This is a genomic window from Microbulbifer maximicatervae (SeqCode), assembly GCF_052467065.1.
In genome coordinates this window covers 2,107,599-2,129,444 of record NZ_CP174299.1, presented here as the reverse complement: position 1 = coordinate 2,129,444, position 21,846 = coordinate 2,107,599, and the positions used below count along the sequence as shown (strand labels likewise).

Sequence of the window (21,846 nt, the reverse complement as noted above, 5' to 3'; positions counted from 1 at the left end):
CTCAAATAGCTATTACCGGGATACCCCACTAAAAATATGAAGTAATTTTTTGAGCTGCAAATAAAATATTATTTGTACGAGGTATATTTAGCAAAGCAGATGGATGCTAGACGGCTAATGTATTTATCTTGGCAAGCCGACAATCAATAGCTACCTGATTGTCGGCTCAAGGCATACCAGTCTGTAATATCCACCAGATCAACTGGTAGCATTACCACCAGAAGTCAGTAAACCGCTCCCAATTCCAGCAATATAATTTCTATTTAATAGAAATCAACACCGCTGCTATCGGCACCGTAACCCTCCGCCCCCCAGGTTACTACCGACTTGTCATCTTTTAATGCTACAAAGGATGCAGTACTGGTAAAAATATCCAATACTCCACTCTCTAATTGATCACTGACACTGCTAGTATCAGCATAATCATCGAGCCCCCAACTAACTACCGACCCATCAGCCTTTAGTGCGGCAAAACCTAGATATTCACTGGGATAAATCATTTCCACATCTCCAGTTAACTCAGCACTAACTTCACTGCTATCGCCACCCTGATCGCTCCCCCAGGTAACGACCGAACCATCAGATTTTAAAGCGGCATAAGCATATTCAGCAGTAAAGAGAGTTTCAACATCATCCGTAAGCTGATCAATCACCTCACTACTATCACCACCATAGTTAGTACCACCCCAGGTAACCACTGAGCCATCCGATTTAAGGGCAGCTAAAGCTCCGCCAGTTCCAAAGACCTCAACAATACCACTGGAAATTTCGGTGCTCACAGTACTGCTATCTCCACCCCATTCAGATGCACCCCAGGTAACGACCGAACCGTCTGACTTAAGTGCGGCAAAAGCCGTATTCGTTGAAAAGACGGCCTCAACTTCACTAGAGAGCTCTGCACTGACAGCGCTGCTATCGGCACCGCGATCTTCGTCTCCCCAGGTCACAACAGAGCCATCTGACTTAAGTGCGGCAAAAGCATAATCATTTGAAAAAACAGTCACTACATCACTGGAGATTTCCGCACTCACTGCACTGCTATCGCCACCTTCATCTTCAATTCCCCAGGTCACAACAGAGCCATCCGATTTAAGGGCAGCTAAAGCTCCGTCAGTTCCAAAAACCTCAACAACACCACTGGAGATTTCCGTGCTAACGTCACTGCTATCGCCACCGTAGCCGTCAAGTCCCCAGGTCACTACGGAACCATCGGACTTCAGTGCTGCAAACACCCTTTTCCTTGAATAAATAGTAACTACATCACTAGCCAGATATGCACTAACGTCATTGCTATCTGCACCATAGCTAGTATGCCCCCAGGTAACGACCGAGCCATCAGATTTTAATGCCGCGAAAGCATGATCCGTAACAAAAATCTCAATAACATCACTGGTTAAGTTGGCGCTAACCTCACTAAAGCTGACATAGTCATCATCTTCATCAGGCCATGCAGGCCATGACACAACCGAACCATTATTTTTTAATGCAGCATGATTACCATGGGTAGAAAAAATTTCACGCACATAGACAAGGTGTTCAATTTCCATATCCGCCGTTTCACCGCTAAAGGAGGCGGTCAAGGTAGCTGAGCCACTCTCCAGTGCGGTGATAAGGCCAGCCTCTACCGTCGCCAGGCTGGTATCGCTTATCGACCACTCCGCCTCTTCTGTAACATCCTCTGAGGAGTCATCATCATAGTAGGCAGTGAGATAATATTGATCGAAATTAGAGGTATCCCTGTCCAGCTGTACGCTTTCAAGGATAGGGGCCAGCTCAACATCCACCTCAGTATCCACCCCTTCATAGGAGGCATACAGAGTAAATGACCCACTATGTAGCGGGGTGAGCAGCCCGGCATCTACCGTTGCCAGGTCAGTGTCGCTCACGGACCAATCCGCATCACCCGTAACATCAACGGAAGAGTCATCACTGTAGTAAGCCGTTAAAAAATACTGGTATTCATTCGAGCTATCTTGTTCCAGCCCAATACTTTCCAATGTAACGGTTTCTGTGGTGCCATTACCGCCACTACTGCTTCCGCCACCACCACAAGCACTGAGTAGACCAACCGTGAGCGTTAGTATTCCCAGGCGTAAAATGTGCAAAATGTGCAAAATGTGCAAATGCCAAGACTGATATTGGCCTTTAATTCCATTCATATAAACCCCCTCCAATAAAGCCGTTATAATAAAAAGCCAAGTGCCATATAGCAATTAAAATGGCTTTCTAACTACAAATATTTCGACTCACTCCAACTGTATAAGCATCATAAAAATCAGAAATATTAAAGGATAAAGCTCCACCTTTATATTTGAATAAATACGAACAAGGCACACAGATACAGAAGTACCACTTAAGGCGCTCAACCCCAAAACCCAGGAGATTCCTACCTACCATTGCGATTAAAAAACAATTTCTTAACCTGCATTTAGATCTATATTTTTATTGGAAAAATTATTATGCAGTAATTGAGAGACAATTAATTACTGGCACTTGAAATTTAAACTCTACCTTCCCCAAAAGGAGTTTCACAAAAATAATACCACTGTATAAAACTGATAATCCGCCAATTATCATTTCTCAAAAAATATAACCATGGTGAATCTAAAATCGCTCAGGGTATCCGTAAAGCACAGCAACTGCAGCTAACCTATCGTTACGTTAATGAAATCAAGGTATCGGTTATGTAAACGAGCCTCTGAATAATTAGGTGAGGCCTCTGGCTTTCAGAGGCCCCTTGAACTTTCCTTAGTCCGCACAGTTCATACAGGCTACTTAGCCGTTGCGCTGACGCACGGCCTCGAACAGGCAAACACCTGTGGCAACAGAAACATTCAAGCTGCTGACCTCTCCCGCCATGGGGATTTTTATCAGGTGATCGCAATGTTCCCGGGTTAAGCGCCGAAGGCCGCTGCCCTCGGCGCCCATAACCAGCGCCAGGGGGCCGGTTAACTGACTTTGGTATACATCCTGTGTCGCCTCACCGGCTGCACCATATATCCACACTCCCGCTTGCTGCAGCTGCTGTAACGCGCGAGCCAGGTTAGTCACGGTGACAAAGGGCAATACTTCGGCAGCGCCGCAGGCCACTTTGCGGGCTGTTGGTGTCAGCCCGGCGGATTTATCTTTCGGCGCAATCACTGCATGGACTCCGGCAGCCTCTGCCGAGCGCAGGCAGGCACCCAGGTTGTGGGGGTCAGTCACGCCATCCAGCACCAACAAGAAAGGCGCTTCGCCGCGCTGATCCAGTTGTTTTAGCAGGTCGAACAGGAATTTTTCATCGTGTACCTTTGTTTTGCCAGAACAGATGGCAACAACACCCTGGTGGTTAGCGCCATCCTCAACCTTTTCATCCAGCGCTCTCCGGTCAATAAAGCGCACGGCAATATCATTTTTTTCCGCCTGCTGGATTATTTTTTGCAGGCGCTGATCCTTGCGGCCACGCAGTAACAGAAGCTCCGATACATTCTGCGGAGAACCTTTTAGAAGGGCCTGCACTGCGTGCAGACCATAGATAACTTCCTGACTCAATTTATTCCTCGATCACTTTTTCTTTTTACTGCTAGAAGAAATCTTTTTCTTCTTTTTTAACTTACCCGAACGGGTTTTTGTCTTTTCAGCCTTTTGTGCGGCTTTACGAGCCGCCACTGCAGGTCGCTTTCCACCCTTGCGTGTCGGGGTACGTTTTTTAATCTTGCGCTTGGGCTGGGCATCATCACTTTGCCCGCCTTCACCTCTCTTATTGAGCGGCTCTTTTTCCGGTTTTGCTACAGGGGCTTCAACACTGGCCTCTACTGGCACAGCCTCATCTGAGCCCACCTTGCGCTTGCGGAAAGGCGAGGACTTGGCTGTGGTCTCGGTATGCTTGGCCCAGGGGTTAGCACTGGTATTGCTGGGATTTTCTTTTTTATCGCGGCCCCGGCGCTCGCGTTCTAATTGATGTTCTACTGCCATTTCCATAGCGCGGGCACTCACCCGCGTACTCTCTTTCTTTTTCTTCGACTCACGCTTTGCGCGTGGGACCAGTTCATTCAAGGTGAAATCCACCTTGCGCTCTTCGAGATCTACCCGTGCAACCTGCACGGTGACAGAGTCACCCAAATGGTAACGCTTGCCACTGCGCTCCCCGATAAGACGCTGGTGCGCCTGCTCAAAGCGATAGTAGTCTTTGGGCAGGGCGGTGATATGAATCAAGCCCTCCACGTAGAGTTCATCCAGCTCCACAAATAATCCAAAGCCGGTTACCGCACTGATAACACCGGAATAGGTTTCGCCCACATGGTCTTGCAGGTATTCACATTTTAGCCAGCTGAGCACATCCCGGGTCGCATCGTCGGCGCGCCGCTCTGTCAGGGAACACTGTTCCCCAAGTTGCAACATGGCCGGCATGTCATAAGGCAAAATCTGCTCTCGAGCAATCGGTTTGGCGCCGGGCACAGAGTAAACTTTTTTTGCCACCGCAGCTTGGTTGGCGCTGCCATTGCGTATCAACCAGCGCAGCGCCCGGTGCAGGAGCAAATCCGGGTAGCGGCGAATCGGAGAGGTGAAATGGGCATAGGCCGGGTAATCCAAACCGAAGTGTCCGCGATTCTCCGGCTGGTAAACTGCCTGGTTCATCGAGCGCAGCAGCATCACCTGGATAATATGTGCATCTGCACGGCCCTCAATCTGCTCCATCAGGTCCTGGAAATCTTTGGGCTGGGGCTCACCACCACCGGGAAGGCGCAATCCCAATTCACCCAGGTATTCGCGCAAATTACTGAGTTTTTCCTCTTTGGGTGCATCGTGCACCCGGTAAAGTGCGGGCAGTTCCGATAGCTCCATCAGACTCGCCGCGCTGACATTGGCCGCCAGCATACACTCTTCGATCAGCTTGTGAGCATCGTTGCGCACCACCGGAATAATTCGCTCAATTTTTCGTTGGGCGTCAAATATTATCCGGGTCTCAGTCGTCTCAAAATCAATAGCACCCCGGCGCTCCCGCGCTTGGCGCAACGCCAGGTAGAGATCGTGGAGATTGTCCAGGTGTGGGGTAAGGGTCGCAAATTGCTTGCGGGCACCACTGTCGCGGTTATCCCGCTCATCGAGTATTTGCCCTACCTGGGTATAAGTCAGGCGCGCGTGGCTGCGCATAACCGCCTCAAAGAAACGATAATCCTGAATTTCACCGCTTCGGTTGATGTGCATTTCGCACACCATACACAGCCGATCGACATCGGGATTCAGGGAGCAAAGGCCGTTGGACAATTTCTCCGGCAACATGGGTACAACGAAATCCGGAAAATAAACTGAGTTTCCACGGCCGTGCGCTTCCTCATCCAACGCACTACCCGGGCGCACATAGTGAGAAACATCGGCAATGGCTACCAGTAATTTCCAGTTGCCGTCGGGTAAAAGTTCGCAATAGACCGCATCATCAAAATCCCGCGCGTCTTCACCATCAATAGTAACCAGCGGCAGCTGGCGAAGATCCACCCGGGATTTTTTGTGATCCTCAAGCACTTCATCGGCGATTTCATTGACCTCCGCCGTCAGTGCACTGGGCCAGGTGTGGGGAATTCCGTAATTGCGAATAGCAACATCGATCTCCATACCCGGAGCAAGGTGATCACCGAGAATCTCGCTAACCTCACCTTGCGGCACTTTATCCCGGCCCGGTTGGGTAACTATTTTTACTACAACATACTGGCCGTGATCAGCTCCGGCGGTGTCCTCAGAAGCCACCATAATATCCAGGTTAATGCGCGGATTATCCGGGCGCACAAAACAAATGCCGTTTTCCCGGTACAGGCGCCCGGCCAGCTGCTCGGTATTGTGCTTGATCACCCTGACAACAGCGCCCTCGCGCTTACCGCGAAAACCTCCGGGGGTTTCCCGAACTAATACCTCGTCACCATCAAAAACTTTACGCATCTGTCGATGGGATAAAAATAGATCGGTGCCGCCATCACTGGGGATAACAAAACCAAAACCGTCCCGGTGCCCCATAACCCGGCCGCGTATCAGGCTCATTTTATCCAGTACACCAAAATCACCGGCGCGGTTGCTGGCAATCTGCCCATCCCGGGACATGGCGATCAAACGGCGCCTGACTCCTTCACGGCGATCCTCGTTGGCCAATTCGAGTAAATCCGCCACCGTTTCCCAGGGTACAGGCTCGGCTTGTTTTTCCAGAATTTGCAGCAAGTACTCCCGGCTGGGCACAGGCTTTTCGTATTTCTCTGCCTCGCGCTGGGCATGAGGGTCAGCATTGAAAGGGTCTGAGGTATTTTTTTGAGTCAAAACAGCATCCGTTGTTGGGCAGTTGCCTGGGTTTGGCAACCTCCGGAGATTATCCGGCCATAAAGAAAGGCAGCGTTGGTGGTGGATTCCTGGTCAATAATTCGCCGCTATTGCACGCATTATAAGCGATTTCGCCAATTTTCCCGACCTAAGAAAAAAATGTTGAAAAAAGCGCAAGACAGCCGTTGACACAGGGGGGGCAGATCTCTATAGTTCGCGTCCTCAACGGAGCACACGTTGATTTGCCCAGGTGGCGGAATTGGTAGACGCGCTAGCTTCAGGTGCTAGTGACCTTACGGTCGTGGAGGTTCAAGTCCTCTCCTGGGCACCAATTCCAAAAAGGCTGACTCGCAAGAGTCGGCCTTTTTTCGTTTTGGCGATTTAACTTCCCAACCTTCGCTTTCAAATCTTTCCTTCTAAAACTCAGCCAAAAAAAATCCGGACATAAAAAAAGCCGGCCCCTAAAGCCGGCTTTTTTGCAGAAGGGAGTTTACTTTAGTGCCCTGCACTACCTCCATTAAACTCCCCAAGATCTACAGTAATATCGCTGGGCGCATCGCTGGTGCCCAGTTCGAGTTCAGCGTCAAACTTAGGTGCAGCTTCGACCTCCTCAGCAGCTGAAGCTACGGCGGGACTCAATTCCCCGGACCTGAGACGCATCTCAGGGGAGTTCACCGCATCGACACCACTACTGTAAGGCTTCACAGCGCTAAAGATCGCAGGGTCTACATGACTGAAATCCTCTACCGCATTTTGAACTGCTGACTTGAGGCCCTGGGATGCCTGAGCACCGGCAACTGACTGCAGCTCGTCACCAGTGCTGGTAACCGTCGGGATCTGGCCAATAAAGTCAGGCTCATAGTAACTGACGGAATAGATATCCACTGTATTGGTGACATCCATGCGGAGAGGGTTAGTCGCCTCACCAATGATGGTCCACAACTCAGTTTCCGTTCCCAAGGTCACAGCGGATGCTGTGATATGGGTATCTCCATAAGTTTCAGCAGTCAGGGTGCCAAAGCTGGAGCTGGCCAGGGAAACTGTGCCCCGCCCTGCATCGATCTCATCAATCACGAGATCCCCTGCAGCCTGCACACTGATATTGATATCCGCACCCGAGGTGGCAACAGCCAAGGCACTCACATCTGTCTCAATATCTACATCGCCACCAACAACCAGTTCGGCACGATCAGCAGTCAGGCTGCCACCGATAGTATCTGTTGAGCTGCTGGTAACATAAATATCGCCCTCGCCATCGTAGCCCAACCGCATATCGCTGAACTGGAGCCCGGCACCATTTTTATTGAAGCTTTCAGATCTACTTCCACCATCTTCAAAATCAAATGCTCGATCGGTCAAGACGGTAATACTGTCAGAGGTGTTATCCAGGTATTCGAAGCCAGCAAAACTGAAGTTACCTACCTGATTGCCACTGTTATAAAGCTCCCAGGTCGCACCGGACAAGTTGTATTGGAAATCATCAGATCCGCCACCACCAGCAAGCTCTACTTCCTGGCCAATATCAGTTTCTACCGTCAAGAAATCATTGCCGGCACCAAGGGAAATACTGTCAATCACAGTGCCAGAGAAGGTGACGGTATCGCTGCCAGCTCCAGTATCAATCCCTGCGAGTTCACCACCATTTAAATTAAACTCGTCTGCACCTGAACCGGCAGTAATAGACTCGATACCAGTAATCGTGAGTGATGCTCCACCACTGGAAACAGTGTGTTCAGAGTCATTGATATCCCAGACGGCATCAATATCTGCACCATAAACGGTATCTGTGCCAGAACCCGCAGCAACACTATCCAGGTCGGCAAACGTTACTCCGCCAATCGTCATGGTATCCAGAGCGCTAAACTCATACTCACCATCGATATCCTGGCCAATATAACTTCCCGCCCCTTCTACAAGTTCGAGGTTATCAAAATAGACGGTCAAGCCATTTACTTCAGCCTCTACACTGCCTTCGACAAGTGAGTTGCCGGAGCTCGTGGAGGTCCAGGTAGCCCCATCCGCACTAACGGTGTCGCTACCACCTGCACCATCTACCGTTTCCAGCCCACTGAAGTCGATGCCCGCAACACTGATATCGCCATCGGAGCTAAGGGTAAAGTCATCGTCACTATCAGTGGCCACCAGGGTGTCATTACTGCCCGAAGTATTCACTTCTTCAAGGCCGGTAAAACTAATGCCTGCAGTTTCCAGTGCCTGATCCCCCTGCAACTGGAACTCAGCAGAATCGTAGGTGTTTGTCAGGACGGAAGTGACCGCACTGGAAATGTTAAAGAAGGACAGTGAGCCAGCGGCTACCTGGTTGTCAGTTCCGGTTAATGACAGGCCATCACTGTAGGCGCTGGCATCCAGGCTGTCATCACCGCCATTGCCATCCACCGCAGACATGCCGGATACGGTCATGCTGTAAACTTCTACATCCGCATCAGACTGGAGCACAAATGCATCATCATTGGTTGTAGCAACCAAATCTGCATTTACGGCGGTGAGATTATCGATGTTGGTAAAAGTGATGCTGCTGTTAACGGCTTCGTTATCAGTTCCCGTGAGGCTCCAATCTGCACCGTCTGCACCAGTAGCAGTATCATCACCCGTTCGAGCATTAATGGTACTCAATCCGGTAAAGGCGATACCGTAGCTGGTCGCTGCATTGTCGCCATCTATAGTAAAGCTATCCGCGCCAGTAGTGCCTATCAGCGATGAAGTCACAGCACTTTCGATGCTATCAAAAGTCAGGCCAGCCACCGTTACCTGATTATCGGTGCCGGTAAGCCTCAAGCTATCGCTATAGGCGCTAGCGTCCAGGCTGTCATTACCGTTCTGGCCGTAGACAGCAGACATACCGGAAACGGTCATGCTGTAGACTTCGATATCACCAGTCGACTCCAGTTTAAAAGCATCTGCACCGCTGCTTCCCAACAGATCGGCATCGGTTACAACAAGGCTATCGACACCGACGAAGCTAATGCTACTGCTACTTGCTTCATTATCATCCCCCTCCAGGGTCCAGTCAGCACCGCTAGCACCAATAACACTATCGCTGCCAGAGCCTGCATCAACGGTATCCACCTCGGTAAAGTTAATTCCGGCGACCTCTAAGGCATTATCACCGGTGATGGTGAAGCTATCCGCATCACTGGTACCGGTCAGCACTAAGGTCTCTGCATCTGAAATGCCGGAAAACACTAAGGTGCCGGCGCTGACTTTTTTATCCGTGTCGGTGAGGATCAGGCCATCGGTAAAGTTCGTGGCATCCAGGCTGTCACTACCGTCGCCAACCACCTCTGACATGTCGTAAACCGTCATATCATTGACTTCGACATCGCCATCGGAGGTCAGAACAAACGCATCCGCATTGCTGCTACCCTCAAGGTTGGCATTGACGGTAACCAGGGTTTCCACGCCGGTAAAGGTGATACCGTGATTGGTCGCCTCATTAGTATCGCTTCCCAGGACCCAGTTTTGACCGCTGGCCCCGGTGACACTGTCTGTGCCAGCCATGGCGTTAACGCTGTCAATATTGCTGAAGGCAATCTGATTGGCCATCAGGGCTTCATTGCCTGTTACCTCGAAGGTATCGTTCCCCGCCGAACCTTCCAGGTCACCGCCACTGACACTCTCAATATCGCTGAAGGTGATTGAGTTTGTAGTCGCCTCATAGTCATCACCAGTCAGGGTTACGGTGCTAATCGCAGTAACACTGTCACTGCCTGTTCCCTCATCCCCGGCATCGACCGTGTCCACACTGCTAAAGTTGATGCTATTGGCAGTTAGGCTGTTATCACCGGTTACGACAAAGCTATCTGCTGAAGCAGAGCCTTCGAGGCTATCCGCAGTGACGCTTTCAATATTACTAAACGTAATTGAGTTCGTTTCGGCTTCATAGGCTGTGCCCGTCAGGGTGACGGTGCTGATCGCGGTAACGCTGTCACTGCCTGTTCCCTCATCCCCGGCATCGACCGTGTCCACACTGCTAAAGTTGATGCTATTGGCAGTTAGGCTGTTATTACCGGTTACGACGAAGCTATCTGCTGAAGCAGAGCCTTCGAGGCTATCCGCAGTGACGCTTTCAATATTACTAAACGTAATTGAGTTCGTTTCGGCTTCATAGGCTGTGCCGGTCAGGGTGACGGTGCTGATCGCGGTAACGCTGTCACTGCCTGTTCCCTCATCCCCGGCATCGACCGTGTCCACACTGCTAAAGTTGATGCTATTGGCAGTTAGGCTGTTATCACCGGTTACGACAAAGCTATCTGCTGAAGCAGAGCCTTCGAGGCTATCCGCAGTGACGCTTTCAATATTACTAAACGTAATTGAGTTCGTTTCGGCTTCATTGGCTGTGCCGGTCAGGGTGACGGTGCTGATCGCGGTAACACTGTCACTGCCTGTTCCCTCATCCCCGGCATCGACCGTGTCCACACTGCTAAAGTTGATGCTATTGGCAGTTAGGCTGTTATCACCGGTTACGACAAAGCTATCTGCTGAAGCAGAGCCTTCGAGGCTATCCGCAGTGACGCTTTCAATATTACTGAACGTAATTGAGTTCGTTTCGGCTTCATAGGCTGTGCCGGTCAGGGTGACGGTGCTGATCGCGGTAACGCTGTCACTGCCTGTTCCCGCATCCCCGGCATCGACCGTGTCCACACTGCTAAAGTTGATGCTATTGGCAGTTAGGCTGTTATCACCGGTTACGACAAAGCTATCTGCTGAAGCAGAGCCTTCGAGGCTATCCGCAGTGACGCTTTCAATATTACTGAACGTAATTGAGTTCGTTTCGGCTTCATAGGCTGTGCCGGTCAGGGTGACGGTGCTGATCGCGGTAACGCTGTCACTGCCTGTTCCCTCATCCCCGGCATCGACCGTGTCCACACTGCTAAAGTTGATGCTATTGGCAGTTAGGCTGTTATCACCGGTTACGACAAAGCTATCTGCTGAAGCAGAGCCTTCGAGGCTATCCGCAGTGACGCTTTCAATATTACTAAACGTAATTGAGTTCGTTTCGGCTTCATTGGCTGTGCCGGTCAGGGTGACGGTGCTGATCGCGGTAACGCTGTCACTGCCTGTTCCCGCATCCCCCGCATCGACCGTGTCCACACTGCTAAAGTTGATGCTATTGGCAGTTAGGCTGTTATTACCGGTTACGACAAAGCTATCTGCTGAAGCAGAGCCTTCGAGGCTATCCGCAGTGACGCTTTCAATATTACTAAACGTAATTGAGTTCGTTTCGGCTTCATAGGCTGTGCCGGTCAGGGTGACGGTGCTGATCGCGGTAACACTGTCACTGCCTGTTCCCTCATCCCCGGCATCGACCGTGTCCACACTGCTAAAGTTGATGCTATTGGCAGTTAGGCTGTTATCACCGGTTACGACAAAGCTATCTGCTGAAGCAGAGCCTTCGAGGCTATCCGCAGTGACGCTTTCAATATTACTGAACGTAATTGAGTTCGTTTCGGCTTCATAGGCTGTGCCGGTCAGGGTGACGGTGCTGATCGCGGTAACGCTGTCACTGCCTGTTCCCGCATCCCCGGCATCGACCGTGTCCACACTGCTAAAGTTGATGCTATTGGCAGTTAGGCTGTTATCACCGGTTACGACAAAGCTATCTGCTGAAGCAGAGCCTTCGAGGCTATCCGCAGTGACGCTTTCAATATTACTAAACGTAATTGAGTTCGTTTCGGCTTCATAGGCTGTGCCCGTCAGGGTGACGGTGCTGATCGCGGTAACGCTGTCACTGCCTGTTCCCTCATCCCCGGCATTAACCGTCGTCACACTGGTAAAGCTGATATTTGCAGCATCCAGGGCGTTATCACCGGTGATGGTGAAGCTATCCGCATCACTGGTACCGGTCAGCACTAAGGTCTCTGCATCTGAAATGCCGGAAAACACTAAGGTGCCGGCGCTGACTTTTTTATCCGTGTCGGTGAGGGTCAGACCACTGGCAAAGTTCGTGGCATCCAGGCTGTCACTACCATCGCCAACCACCTCTGTCATGTCGTAAACCGTCATATCATTGACTTCGACATCGCCATCGGAGGTCAGAACGAACGCATCCGCATTGCTGCTACCCTCAAGGTTGGCACTCACGGCAACCAGGCTTTCCACACCGCTGAAAGTAATATTGCTATTGGTTGCTTTGTTATCTTCAGTAGTCAGGGCCCAGTTTGCACCACTGGCACCAGTCACACTATCCTCACCGTCTGCGGCATCAATAGTAGTGCCAAATCCTGTCACAGTAATCTCATTGGCTGTGACTTCTGTAGCGCTCACTACGACAAAAGTGTCTTCATTGTCAGAGCCGGCCAGGGTGCCGGCAGCTGTGATACTTTCAATATCGCTAAAGGAAATGGAGCTTGAGGTTGCTTCATTATCATTGCCGGTCAGGGTTACGGTACTGGTCGCAGTAACACTGTCACTGCCTGTTCCCTCATCCCCAGCCTTAACTGTCGTCACGCTGGTAAAGCTGATATTTGCAGCATCCAGGGCGTTATCACCGGTGATGGTGAAGCTATCCGCATCACTGGTACCGGTCAGCACTAAGGTCTCTGCATCTGAAATGCCGGAAAACACTAAGGTGCCGGCGCTGACTTTTTTATCCGTGTCGGTGAGGGTCAGGCCATCGGTAAAGTTCGTGGCATCCAGGCTGTCACTACCGTCGCCAACCACCTCTGACATGTCGTAAACCGTCATATCATTGACTTCGACATCGCCATCGGAGGTCAGAACAAACGCATCCGCATTGCTGCTACCCTCAAGGTTGGCATTGACGGTAACCAGGGTTTCCACGCCGGTAAAGGTGATACCGTGATTGGTCGCCTCATTAGTATCGCTTCCCAGGACCCAGTTTTGACCGCTGGCCCCGGTGACACTGTCTGTGCCAGCCATGGCGTTAACGCTGTCAATATTGCTGAAGGCAATCTGATTGGCCATCAGGGCTTCATTGCCTGTTACCTCGAAGGTATCGTTCCCCGCCGAACCTTCCAGGTCACCGCCACTGACACTCTCAATATCGCTGAAGGTGATTGAGTTTGTAGTCGCCTCATAGTCATCACCAGTCAGGGTTACGGTGCTAATCGCAGTAACACTGTCACTGCCTGTTCCCTCATCCCCGGCATCGACCGTGTCCACACTGCTAAAGTTGATGCTATTGGCAGTTAGGCTGTTATCACCGGTTACGACAAAGCTATCTGCTGAAGCAGAGCCTTCGAGGCTATCCGCAGTGACGCTTTCAATATTACTAAACGTAATTGAGTTCGTTTCGGCTTCATAGGCTGTGCCCGTCAGGGTGACGGTGCTGATCGCGGTAACGCTGTCACTGCCTGTTCCCGCATCCCCCGCATCGACCGTGTCCACACTGCTAAAGTTGATGCTATTGGCAGTTAGGCTGTTATTACCGGTTACGACGAAGCTATCTGCTGAAGCAGAGCCTTCGAGGCTATCCGCAGTGACGCTTTCAATATTACTAAACGTAATTGAGTTCGTTTCGGCTTCATTGGCTGTGCCGGTCAGGGTGACGGTGCTGATCGCGGTAACGCTGTCACTGCCTGTTCCCGCATCCCCGGCATCGACCGTGTCCACACTGCTAAAGTTGATGCTATTGGCAGTTAGGCTGTTATTACCGGTTACGACAAAGCTATCTGCTGAAGCAGAGCCTTCGAGGCTATCCGCAGTGACGCTTTCAATATTACTAAACGTAATTGAGTTCGTTTCGGCTTCATAGGCTGTGCCGGTCAGGGTGACGGTGCTGATCGCGGTAACGCTGTCACTGCCTGTTCCCGCATCCCCCGCATCGACCGTGTCCACACTGCTAAAGTTGATGCTATTGGCAGTTAGGCTGTTATTACCGGTTACGACGAAGCTATCTGCTGAAGCAGAGCCTTCGAGGCTATCCGCAGTGACGCTTTCAATATTACTAAACGTAATTGAGTTCGTTTCGGCTTCATTGGCTGTGCCGGTCAGGGTGACGGTGCTGATCGCGGTAACGCTGTCACTGCCTGTTCCCGCATCCCCCGCATCGACCGTGTCCACACTGCTAAAGTTGATGCTATTGGCAGTTAGGCTGTTATTACCGGTTACGACAAAGCTATCTGCTGAAGCAGAGCCTTCGAGGCTATCCGCAGTGACGCTTTCAATATTACTAAACGTAATTGAGTTCGTTTCGGCTTCATAGGCTGTGCCGGTCAGGGTGACGGTGCTGATCGCGGTAACACTGTCACTGCCTGTTCCCTCATCCCCGGCATCGACCGTGTCCACACTGCTAAAGTTGATGCTATTGGCAGTTAGGCTGTTATCACCGGTTACGACAAAGCTATCTGCTGAAGCAGAGCCTTCGAGGCTATCCGCAGTGACGCTTTCAATATTACTGAACGTAATTGAGTTCGTTTCGGCTTCATAGGCTGTGCCGGTCAGGGTGACGGTGCTGATCGCGGTAACGCTGTCACTGCCTGTTCCCGCATCCCCGGCATCGACCGTGTCCACACTGCTAAAGTTGATGCTATTGGCAGTTAGGCTGTTATCACCGGTTACGACAAAGCTATCTGCTGAAGCAGAGCCTTCGAGGCTATCCGCAGTGACGCTTTCAATATTACTAAACGTAATTGAGTTCGTTTCGGCTTCATAGGCTGTGCCCGTCAGGGTGACGGTGCTGATCGCGGTAACGCTGTCACTGCCTGTTCCCTCATCCCCGGCATTAACCGTCGTCACACTGGTAAAGCTGATATTTGCAGCATCCAGGGCGTTATCACCGGTGATGGTGAAGCTATCCGCATCACTGGTACCGGTCAGCACTAAGGTCTCTGCATCTGAAATGCCGGAAAACACTAAGGTGCCGGCGCTGACTTTTTTATCCGTGTCGGTGAGGGTCAGACCACTGGCAAAGTTCGTGGCATCCAGGCTGTCACTACCATCGCCAACCACCTCTGTCATGTCGTAAACCGTCATATCATTGACTTCGACATCGCCATCGGAGGTCAGAACGAACGCATCCGCATTGCTGCTACCCTCAAGGTTGGCACTCACGGCAACCAGGCTTTCCACACCGCTGAAAGTAATATTGCTATTGGTTGCTTTGTTATCTTCAGTAGTCAGGGCCCAGTTTGCACCACTGGCACCAGTCACACTATCCTCACCGTCTGCGGCATCAATAGTAGTGCCAAATCCTGTCACAGTAATCTCATTGGCTGTGACTTCTGTAGCGCTCACTACGACAAAAGTGTCTTCATTGTCAGAGCCGGCCAGGGTGCCGGCAGCTGTGATACTTTCAATATCGCTAAAGGAAATGGAGCTTGAGGTTGCTTCATTATCATTGCCGGTCAGGGTTACGGTGCTGGTCGCAGTAACACTGTCACTGCCTGTTCCCTCATCCCCAGCCTTAACTGTCGCCACGCTGGTAAAGCTGATATTTGCAGCATCCAGGGCGTTATCACCGGTGATGGTGAAGCTATCCGCATCACTGGTACCGGTCAGCACTAAGGTCTCTGCATCTGAAATGCCGGAAAACACTAAGGTGCCGGCGCTGACTTTTTTATCCGTGTCGGTGAGGGTCAGGCCATCGGTAAAGTTCGTGGCATCCAGGCTGTCACTACCGTCGCCAACCACCTCTGACATGTCGTAAACCGTCATATCATTGACTTCGACATCGCCATCGGAGGTCAGAACAAACGCATCCGCATTGCTGCTACCCTCAAGGTTGGCACTCACGGCAACCAGGCTTTCCACACCGCTGAAAGTAATATTGCTATTGGTTGCTTTGTTATCTTCAGTAGTCAGGGCCCAGTTTGCACCACTGGCACCAGTCACACTATCGGCACCGTCTGCGGCATCAATAGTAGTGCCAAATCCTGTCACACTGATCTCATTGGCTGTGACTTCTGTAGCGCTCACTACGACAAAAGTATCGCTATTGCTAGAGCCGGCCAGGGTGCCGGCAGCCGTAATACTTTCAATATCGCTAAAGGTAATGGAGCTTGAGGTTGCTTCATTATCATTGCCGGTCAGGGTGACGGTGCTGATCGCGGTAACGCTGTCACTGCCTGTTCCCGCATCCCCCGCATCGACCGTGTCCACACTGCTAAAGTTGATGCTATTGGCAGTTAGGCTGTTATTACCGGTTACGACGAAGCTATCTGCTGAAGCAGAGCCTTCGAGGCTATCCGCAGTGACGCTTTCAATATTACTAAACGTAATTGAGTTCGTTTCGGCTTCATTGGCTGTGCCGGTCAGGGTGACGGTGCTGATCGCGGTAACGCTGTCACTGCCTGTTCCCGCATCCCCCGCATCGACCGTGTCCACACTGCTAAAGTTGATGCTATTGGCAGTTAGGCTGTTATTACCGGTTACGACGAAGCTATCTGCTGAAGCAGAGCCTTCGAGGCTATCCGCAGTGACGCTTTCAATATTACTAAACGTAATTGAGTTCGTTTCGGCTTCATTGGCTGTGCCGGTCAGGGTGACGGTGTTGATCGCGGTAACGCTGTCACTGCCTGTTCCCGCATCCCCGGCATCGACCGTGTCCACACTGCTAAAGTTGATGCTATTGGCAGTTAGGCTGTTATCACCGGTTACGACAAAGCTATCTGCTGAAGCAGAGCCTTCGAGGCTATCCGCAGTGACGCTTTCAATATTACTGAACGTAATTGAGTTCGTTTCGGCTTCATAGGCTGTGCCGGTCAGGGTGACGGTGCTGATCGCGGTAACGCTGTCACTGCCTGTTCCCTCATCCCCGGCATCGACCGTGTCCACACTGCTAAAGTTGATGCTATTGGCAGTTAGGCTGTTATCACCGGTTACGACAAAGCTATCTGCTGAAGCAGAGCCTTCGAGGCTATCCGCAGTGACGCTTTCAATATTACTAAACGTAATTGAGTTCGTTTCGGCTTCATAGGCTGTGCCGGTCAGGCTGACGGTGCTGATCGCGGTAACGCTGTCACTGCCTGTTCCCGCATCCCCCGCATCGACCGTGTCCACACTGCTAAAGTTGATGCTATTGGCAGTTAGGCTGTTATTACCGGTTACGACGAAGCTATCTGCTGAAGCAGAGCCTTCGAGGCTATCCGCAGTGACGCTTTCAATATTACTAAACGTAATTGAGTTCGTTTCGGCTTCATTGGCTGTGCCGGTCAGGGTGACGGTGCTGATCGCGGTAACGCTGTCACTGCCTGTTCCCGCATCCCCGGCATCGACCGTGTCCACACTGCTAAAGTTGATGCTATTGGCAGTTAGGCTGTTATTACCGGTTACGACAAAGCTATCTGCTGAAGCAGAGCCTTCGAGGCTATCCGCAGTGACGCTTTCAATATTACTAAACGTAATTGAGTTCGTTTCGGCTTCATAGGCTGTGCCGGTCAGGGTGACGGTGCTGATCGCGGTAACGCTGTCACTGCCTGTTCCCGCATCCCCCGCATCGACCGTGTCCACACTGCTAAAGTTGATGCTATTGGCAGTTAGGCTGTTATTACCGGTTACGACGAAGCTATCTGCTGAAGCAGAGCCTTCGAGGCTATCCGCAGTGACGCTTTCAATATTACTAAACGTAATTGAGTTCGTTTCGGCTTCATAGGCTGTGCCGGTCAGGGTGACGGTGCTGATCGCGGTAACACTGTCACTGCCTGTTCCCTCATCCCCCGCATCGACCGTGTCCACACTGCTAAAGTTGATGCTATTGGCAGTTAGGCTGTTATCACCGGTTACGACAAAGCTATCTGCTGAAGCAGAGCCTTCGAGGCTATCCGCAGTGACGCTTTCAATATTACTAAACGTAATTGAGTTCGTTTCGGCTTCATAGGCTGTGCCCGTCAGGGTGACGGTGCTGATCGCGGTAACGCTGTCACTGCCTGTTCCCTCATCCCCGGCATCGACCGTGTCCACACTGCTAAAGTTGATGCTATTGGCAGTTAGGCTGTTATCACCGGTTACGACAAAGCTATCTGCTGAAGCAGAGCCTTCGAGGCTATCCGCAGTGACGCTTTCAATATTACTAAACGTAATTGAGTTCGTTTCGGCTTCATAGGCTGTGCCCGTCAGGGTGACGGTGCTGATCGCGGTAACGCTGTCACTGCCTGTTCCCTCATCCCCGGCATCGACCGTGTCCACACTGCTAAAGTTGATGCTATTGGCAGTTAGGCTGTTATTACCGGTTACGACAAAGCTATCTGCTGAAGCAGAGCCTTCGAGGCTATCCGCAGTGACGCTTTCAATATTACTAAACGTAATTGAGTTCGTTTCGGCTTCATTGGCTGTGCCGGTCAGGGTGACGGTGCTGATCGCGGTAACGCTGTCACTGCCTGTTCCCGCATCCCCGGCATCGACCGTGTCCACACTGCTAAAGTTGATGCTATTGGCAGTTAGGCTGTTATTACCGGTTACGACGAAGCTATCTGCTGAAGCAGAGCCTTCGAGGCTATCCGCAGTGACGCTTTCAATATTACTAAACGTAATTGAGTTCGTTTCGGCTTCATAGGCTGTGCCGGTCAGGGTGACGGTGCTGATCGCGGTAACGCTGTCACTGCCTGTTCCCTCATCCCCGGCATCGACCGTGTCCACACTGCTAAAGTTGATGCTATTGGCAGTTAGGCTGTTATTACCGGTTACGACAAAGCTATCTGCTGAATCAGAGCCTTCGAGGCTATCCGCAGTGACGCTTTCAATATTACTAAACGTAATTGAGTTCGTTTCGGCTTCATAGGCTGTGCCCGTCAGGGTGACGGTGCTGATCGCGGTAACGCTGTCACTGCCTGTTCCCTCATCCCCGGCATCGACCGTGTCCACACTGCTAAAGTTGATGCTATTGGCAGTTAGGCTGTTATCACCGGTTACGACAAAGCTATCTGCTGAAGCAGAGCCTTCGAGGCTATCCGCAGTGACGCTTTCAATATTACTAAACGTAATTGAGTTCGTTTCGGCTTCATAGGCTGTGCCCGTCAGGGTGACGGTGCTGATCGCGGTAACGCTGTCACTGCCTGTTCCCTCATCCCCGGCATCGACCGTGTCCACACTGCTAAAGTTGATGCTATTGGCAGTTAGGCTGTTATCACCGGTTACGACAAAGCTATCTGCTGAAGCAGAGCCTTCGAGGCTATCCGCAGTGACGCTTTCAATATTACTAAACGTAATTGAGTTCGTTTCGGCTTCATTGGCTGTGCCGGTCAGGGTGACGGTGCTGATCGCGGTAACGCTGTCACTGCCTGTTCCCGCATCCCCGGCATCGACCGTGTCCACACTGCTAAAGTTGATGCTATTGGCAGTTAGGCTGTTATTACCGGTTACGACGAAGCTATCTGCTGAAGCAGAGCCTTCGAGGCTATCCGCAGTGACGCTTTCAATATTACTAAACGTAATTGAGTTCGTTTCGGCTTCATAGGCTGTGCCGGTCAGGGTGACGGTGTTGATCGCGGTAACGCTGTCACTGCCTGTTCCCGCATCCCCGGCATCGACCGTGTCCACACTGCTAAAGTTGATGCTATTGGCAGTTAGGCTGTTATTACCGGTTACGACGAAGCTATCTGCTGAAGCAGAGCCTTCGAGGCTATCCGCAGTCATAGTGTCGATGTTACTAAAAGCAATTAAGTTTGTTTCAGCTTCATTGTCGTTGCCGGTCAGGGTCGCAGTGCTGATTGCTGTGATATTGTTATCACCAGCACCCAAATCAACTTCTTCAATGCCAGAGAAGGAAATGGTATCGAGAGAAAATGCGTTGTCACCAGTAATGGTTATATCATCGTCATCATCTGACAATGTGAATTTATCTGAATCACTGCTGCCTGTAATAGTACCGGAAGTCCTTACAGTAAGGTCACCCAGAGTATTTTCTGTTGCATCAGACCCGGTATTACTAGATGCGTCATAACCTACGGTTAAATTAAAATTATAAACATCGATAGTGCCTGAGTTAGTAAAAGCTCCGCCTGCCTGAATAATTAGGTCACTATTAGCACCAGTGGCCTCAATAGTGAAACCCTCATTGACTGTCACATCACTATAAGAGGTTAGCTTGAGTGTTGTATCTTCACTCCAGCTAATATTTCCATCAACTAGGATGCCGTACTCATTACCATTTCCCGTATCTCCTGTATCTGTAACATTGATTTCATAATTATTATTCTCTAATCCAAGTCCAATTGATCCTGTGGAAATACAATTCGTCTCACCGACATTACAGATATCCTGGATATTCATCCAACCCGGGTCCAACAACCAGGTACCTGTCTCCCCATCCCCATGAGCAAGGGTGGAAACAAACATATTGTCTTCATCCAGATTCAGGTAAATCTTGCCGGAGGTTTCCACCAGACCACCATCACCGCCGTCTTCCCCTGACTCGGCGAGAATCGTACCGCCAAAATCAGTAGTGTCATCGGCCCAGACAATAACGGTGCCGCCATCGGCATCGCCAACACCGCTGGCATCGATATTGGCTTCTGCCGTGACCACGGTGGTTTCGGCATTGCGAACATCTTCGTTATTCCCCTGGTAGTCGCCGCCAATAAGGACTTCACCACCGGAGGAAGTACCACTGGCATCAATATTCCCGCTAACAACAACTTCATCACCCAAAACAGCAACGTAACCGCCACTGCCAGAGTCAGCTGCTACCGAAATATCTCCGCTGTGCTCGGCAAAATCGCCCTCCAGGACAACCTCACCACCGGCACTGCCGGATGCATCCAGAGCTCCACTATTAACGACTCCAGAACCCGATCCAAACAGGCGGATTTTGCCTCCGCTGGTATCAATACCACTAGCGGTAATTGTGCCTTCATTATTTACTGCGGCAGTAAACAGGTCACCGGAAACGCTGGCTTCCATCACAACCTGGGCGCCGTCAATGGAGCCTTCGTTTAATACGGCACTATCGAGACCGAGGTCATTTTCCATAACCTCTTTAGTCACTTTGAGGCCGATCAAGCCATCGGCATCAAAAGTTAATAAAGCTTCATCAGCTGCTGCCAGGGTAACAAGTTCTGCACTGATCAAACCGCTAGAGGCGTTTGTTACCTGCTTACCAACCAGGACTGCGCTGGACGCATTAATTACACCCCGATTAATAACAACCCCTGAGGAACCAGACTCGCCTTTAAAGGCAAAATCGCCGTTCATAAAGTCTTCAGGGCTCATATCGAGCCCGGACGCGGTTATCGCACCGACATTAACTGTGGCTGTTTCAGTAAAGAGAACCCCCCGCGGGTTCACCAGGATAACGTGGCCATTGGCTTCTATCGCACCCTGGATCGTGGTGACATCCTGATCCAGGATTCGATTCAGTACGATAGAGGAGGAGTCCGGCTGCAGGAATTGAACTAGTTCCTCTTCACTTAAATTAAAAGAATCCCAGTCGATTGATAACAGGTCTGTTACCTGGTCGACCGTTGTTGTAGTCCCATCAACATCGATGGTGCCGCTACCGCCGGTTACCACTCCGCCTTCAGGTCCAGCATGAACCATGGGGCTGATCAGACCTGCAAACAGGCCTGCATAGGCAAAACTTGATACCTTGATGGCACTTGCTAATTTTCTTAACTCAAGCTTTTTGTCTTTGGCTTTCATACCAGCACC

4 protein-coding genes and 1 tRNA gene are annotated in these 21,846 nt (G+C 50.9%); 1 reads left to right on the top strand and 4 read right to left on the bottom strand.

Features of this window, described 5'->3' with window-relative positions:
• Positions 1-263: 263 nt before the first annotated feature.
• The 3 genes from ACJJI1_RS09350 to rnr form a co-directional block, all read right to left on the bottom strand.
• Positions 264-2,159, bottom strand: coding sequence for an RCC1 domain-containing protein (locus ACJJI1_RS09350; RefSeq protein WP_444959164.1), 1,896 nt, complete (start codon positions 2,157-2,159; stop codon positions 264-266).
• 616 nt (positions 2,160-2,775) lie between these two features.
• A complete protein-coding gene (rlmB, locus tag ACJJI1_RS09345; protein ID WP_444936796.1) occupies positions 2,776-3,531 on the bottom strand; it encodes a 23S rRNA (guanosine(2251)-2'-O)-methyltransferase RlmB in 756 nt (251 codons plus the stop codon).
• Positions 3,532-3,543: 12 nt separating this feature from the next.
• A complete protein-coding gene (gene rnr / locus ACJJI1_RS09340) occupies positions 3,544-6,282 on the bottom strand; it encodes a ribonuclease R (protein WP_444959163.1) in 2,739 nt (912 codons plus the stop codon).
• Between the two features lie 244 nt (positions 6,283-6,526).
• On the opposite strand from rnr, the gene ACJJI1_RS09335 reads away from it, so the two are divergent.
• Positions 6,527-6,613, top strand: a tRNA-Leu gene (locus ACJJI1_RS09335).
• 164 nt (positions 6,614-6,777) lie between these two features.
• Here ACJJI1_RS09335 and ACJJI1_RS09330 read toward each other — a convergent pair.
• Positions 6,778-21,837 carry a filamentous hemagglutinin N-terminal domain-containing protein gene (locus ACJJI1_RS09330; protein WP_444959162.1) on the bottom strand — a complete coding sequence of 5,020 codons (15,060 nt, stop codon included), beginning with the start codon at positions 21,835-21,837 and terminating at the stop codon, positions 6,778-6,780.
• Positions 21,838-21,846 lie beyond the last annotated feature (9 nt).

What these genes read in the sequence shown, in the direction of transcription:
- ACJJI1_RS09350 (WP_444959164.1), bottom strand. Translation starts at nt 2,159, where the DNA reads ATGAATGGAATTAAAGGCCAATATCAGTCTTGGCATTTGCACATTTTG.
- ACJJI1_RS09330 (WP_444959162.1), bottom strand. Translation starts at nt 21,837, where the DNA reads ATGAAAGCCAAAGACAAAAAGCTTGAGTTAAGAAAATTAGCAAGTGCC.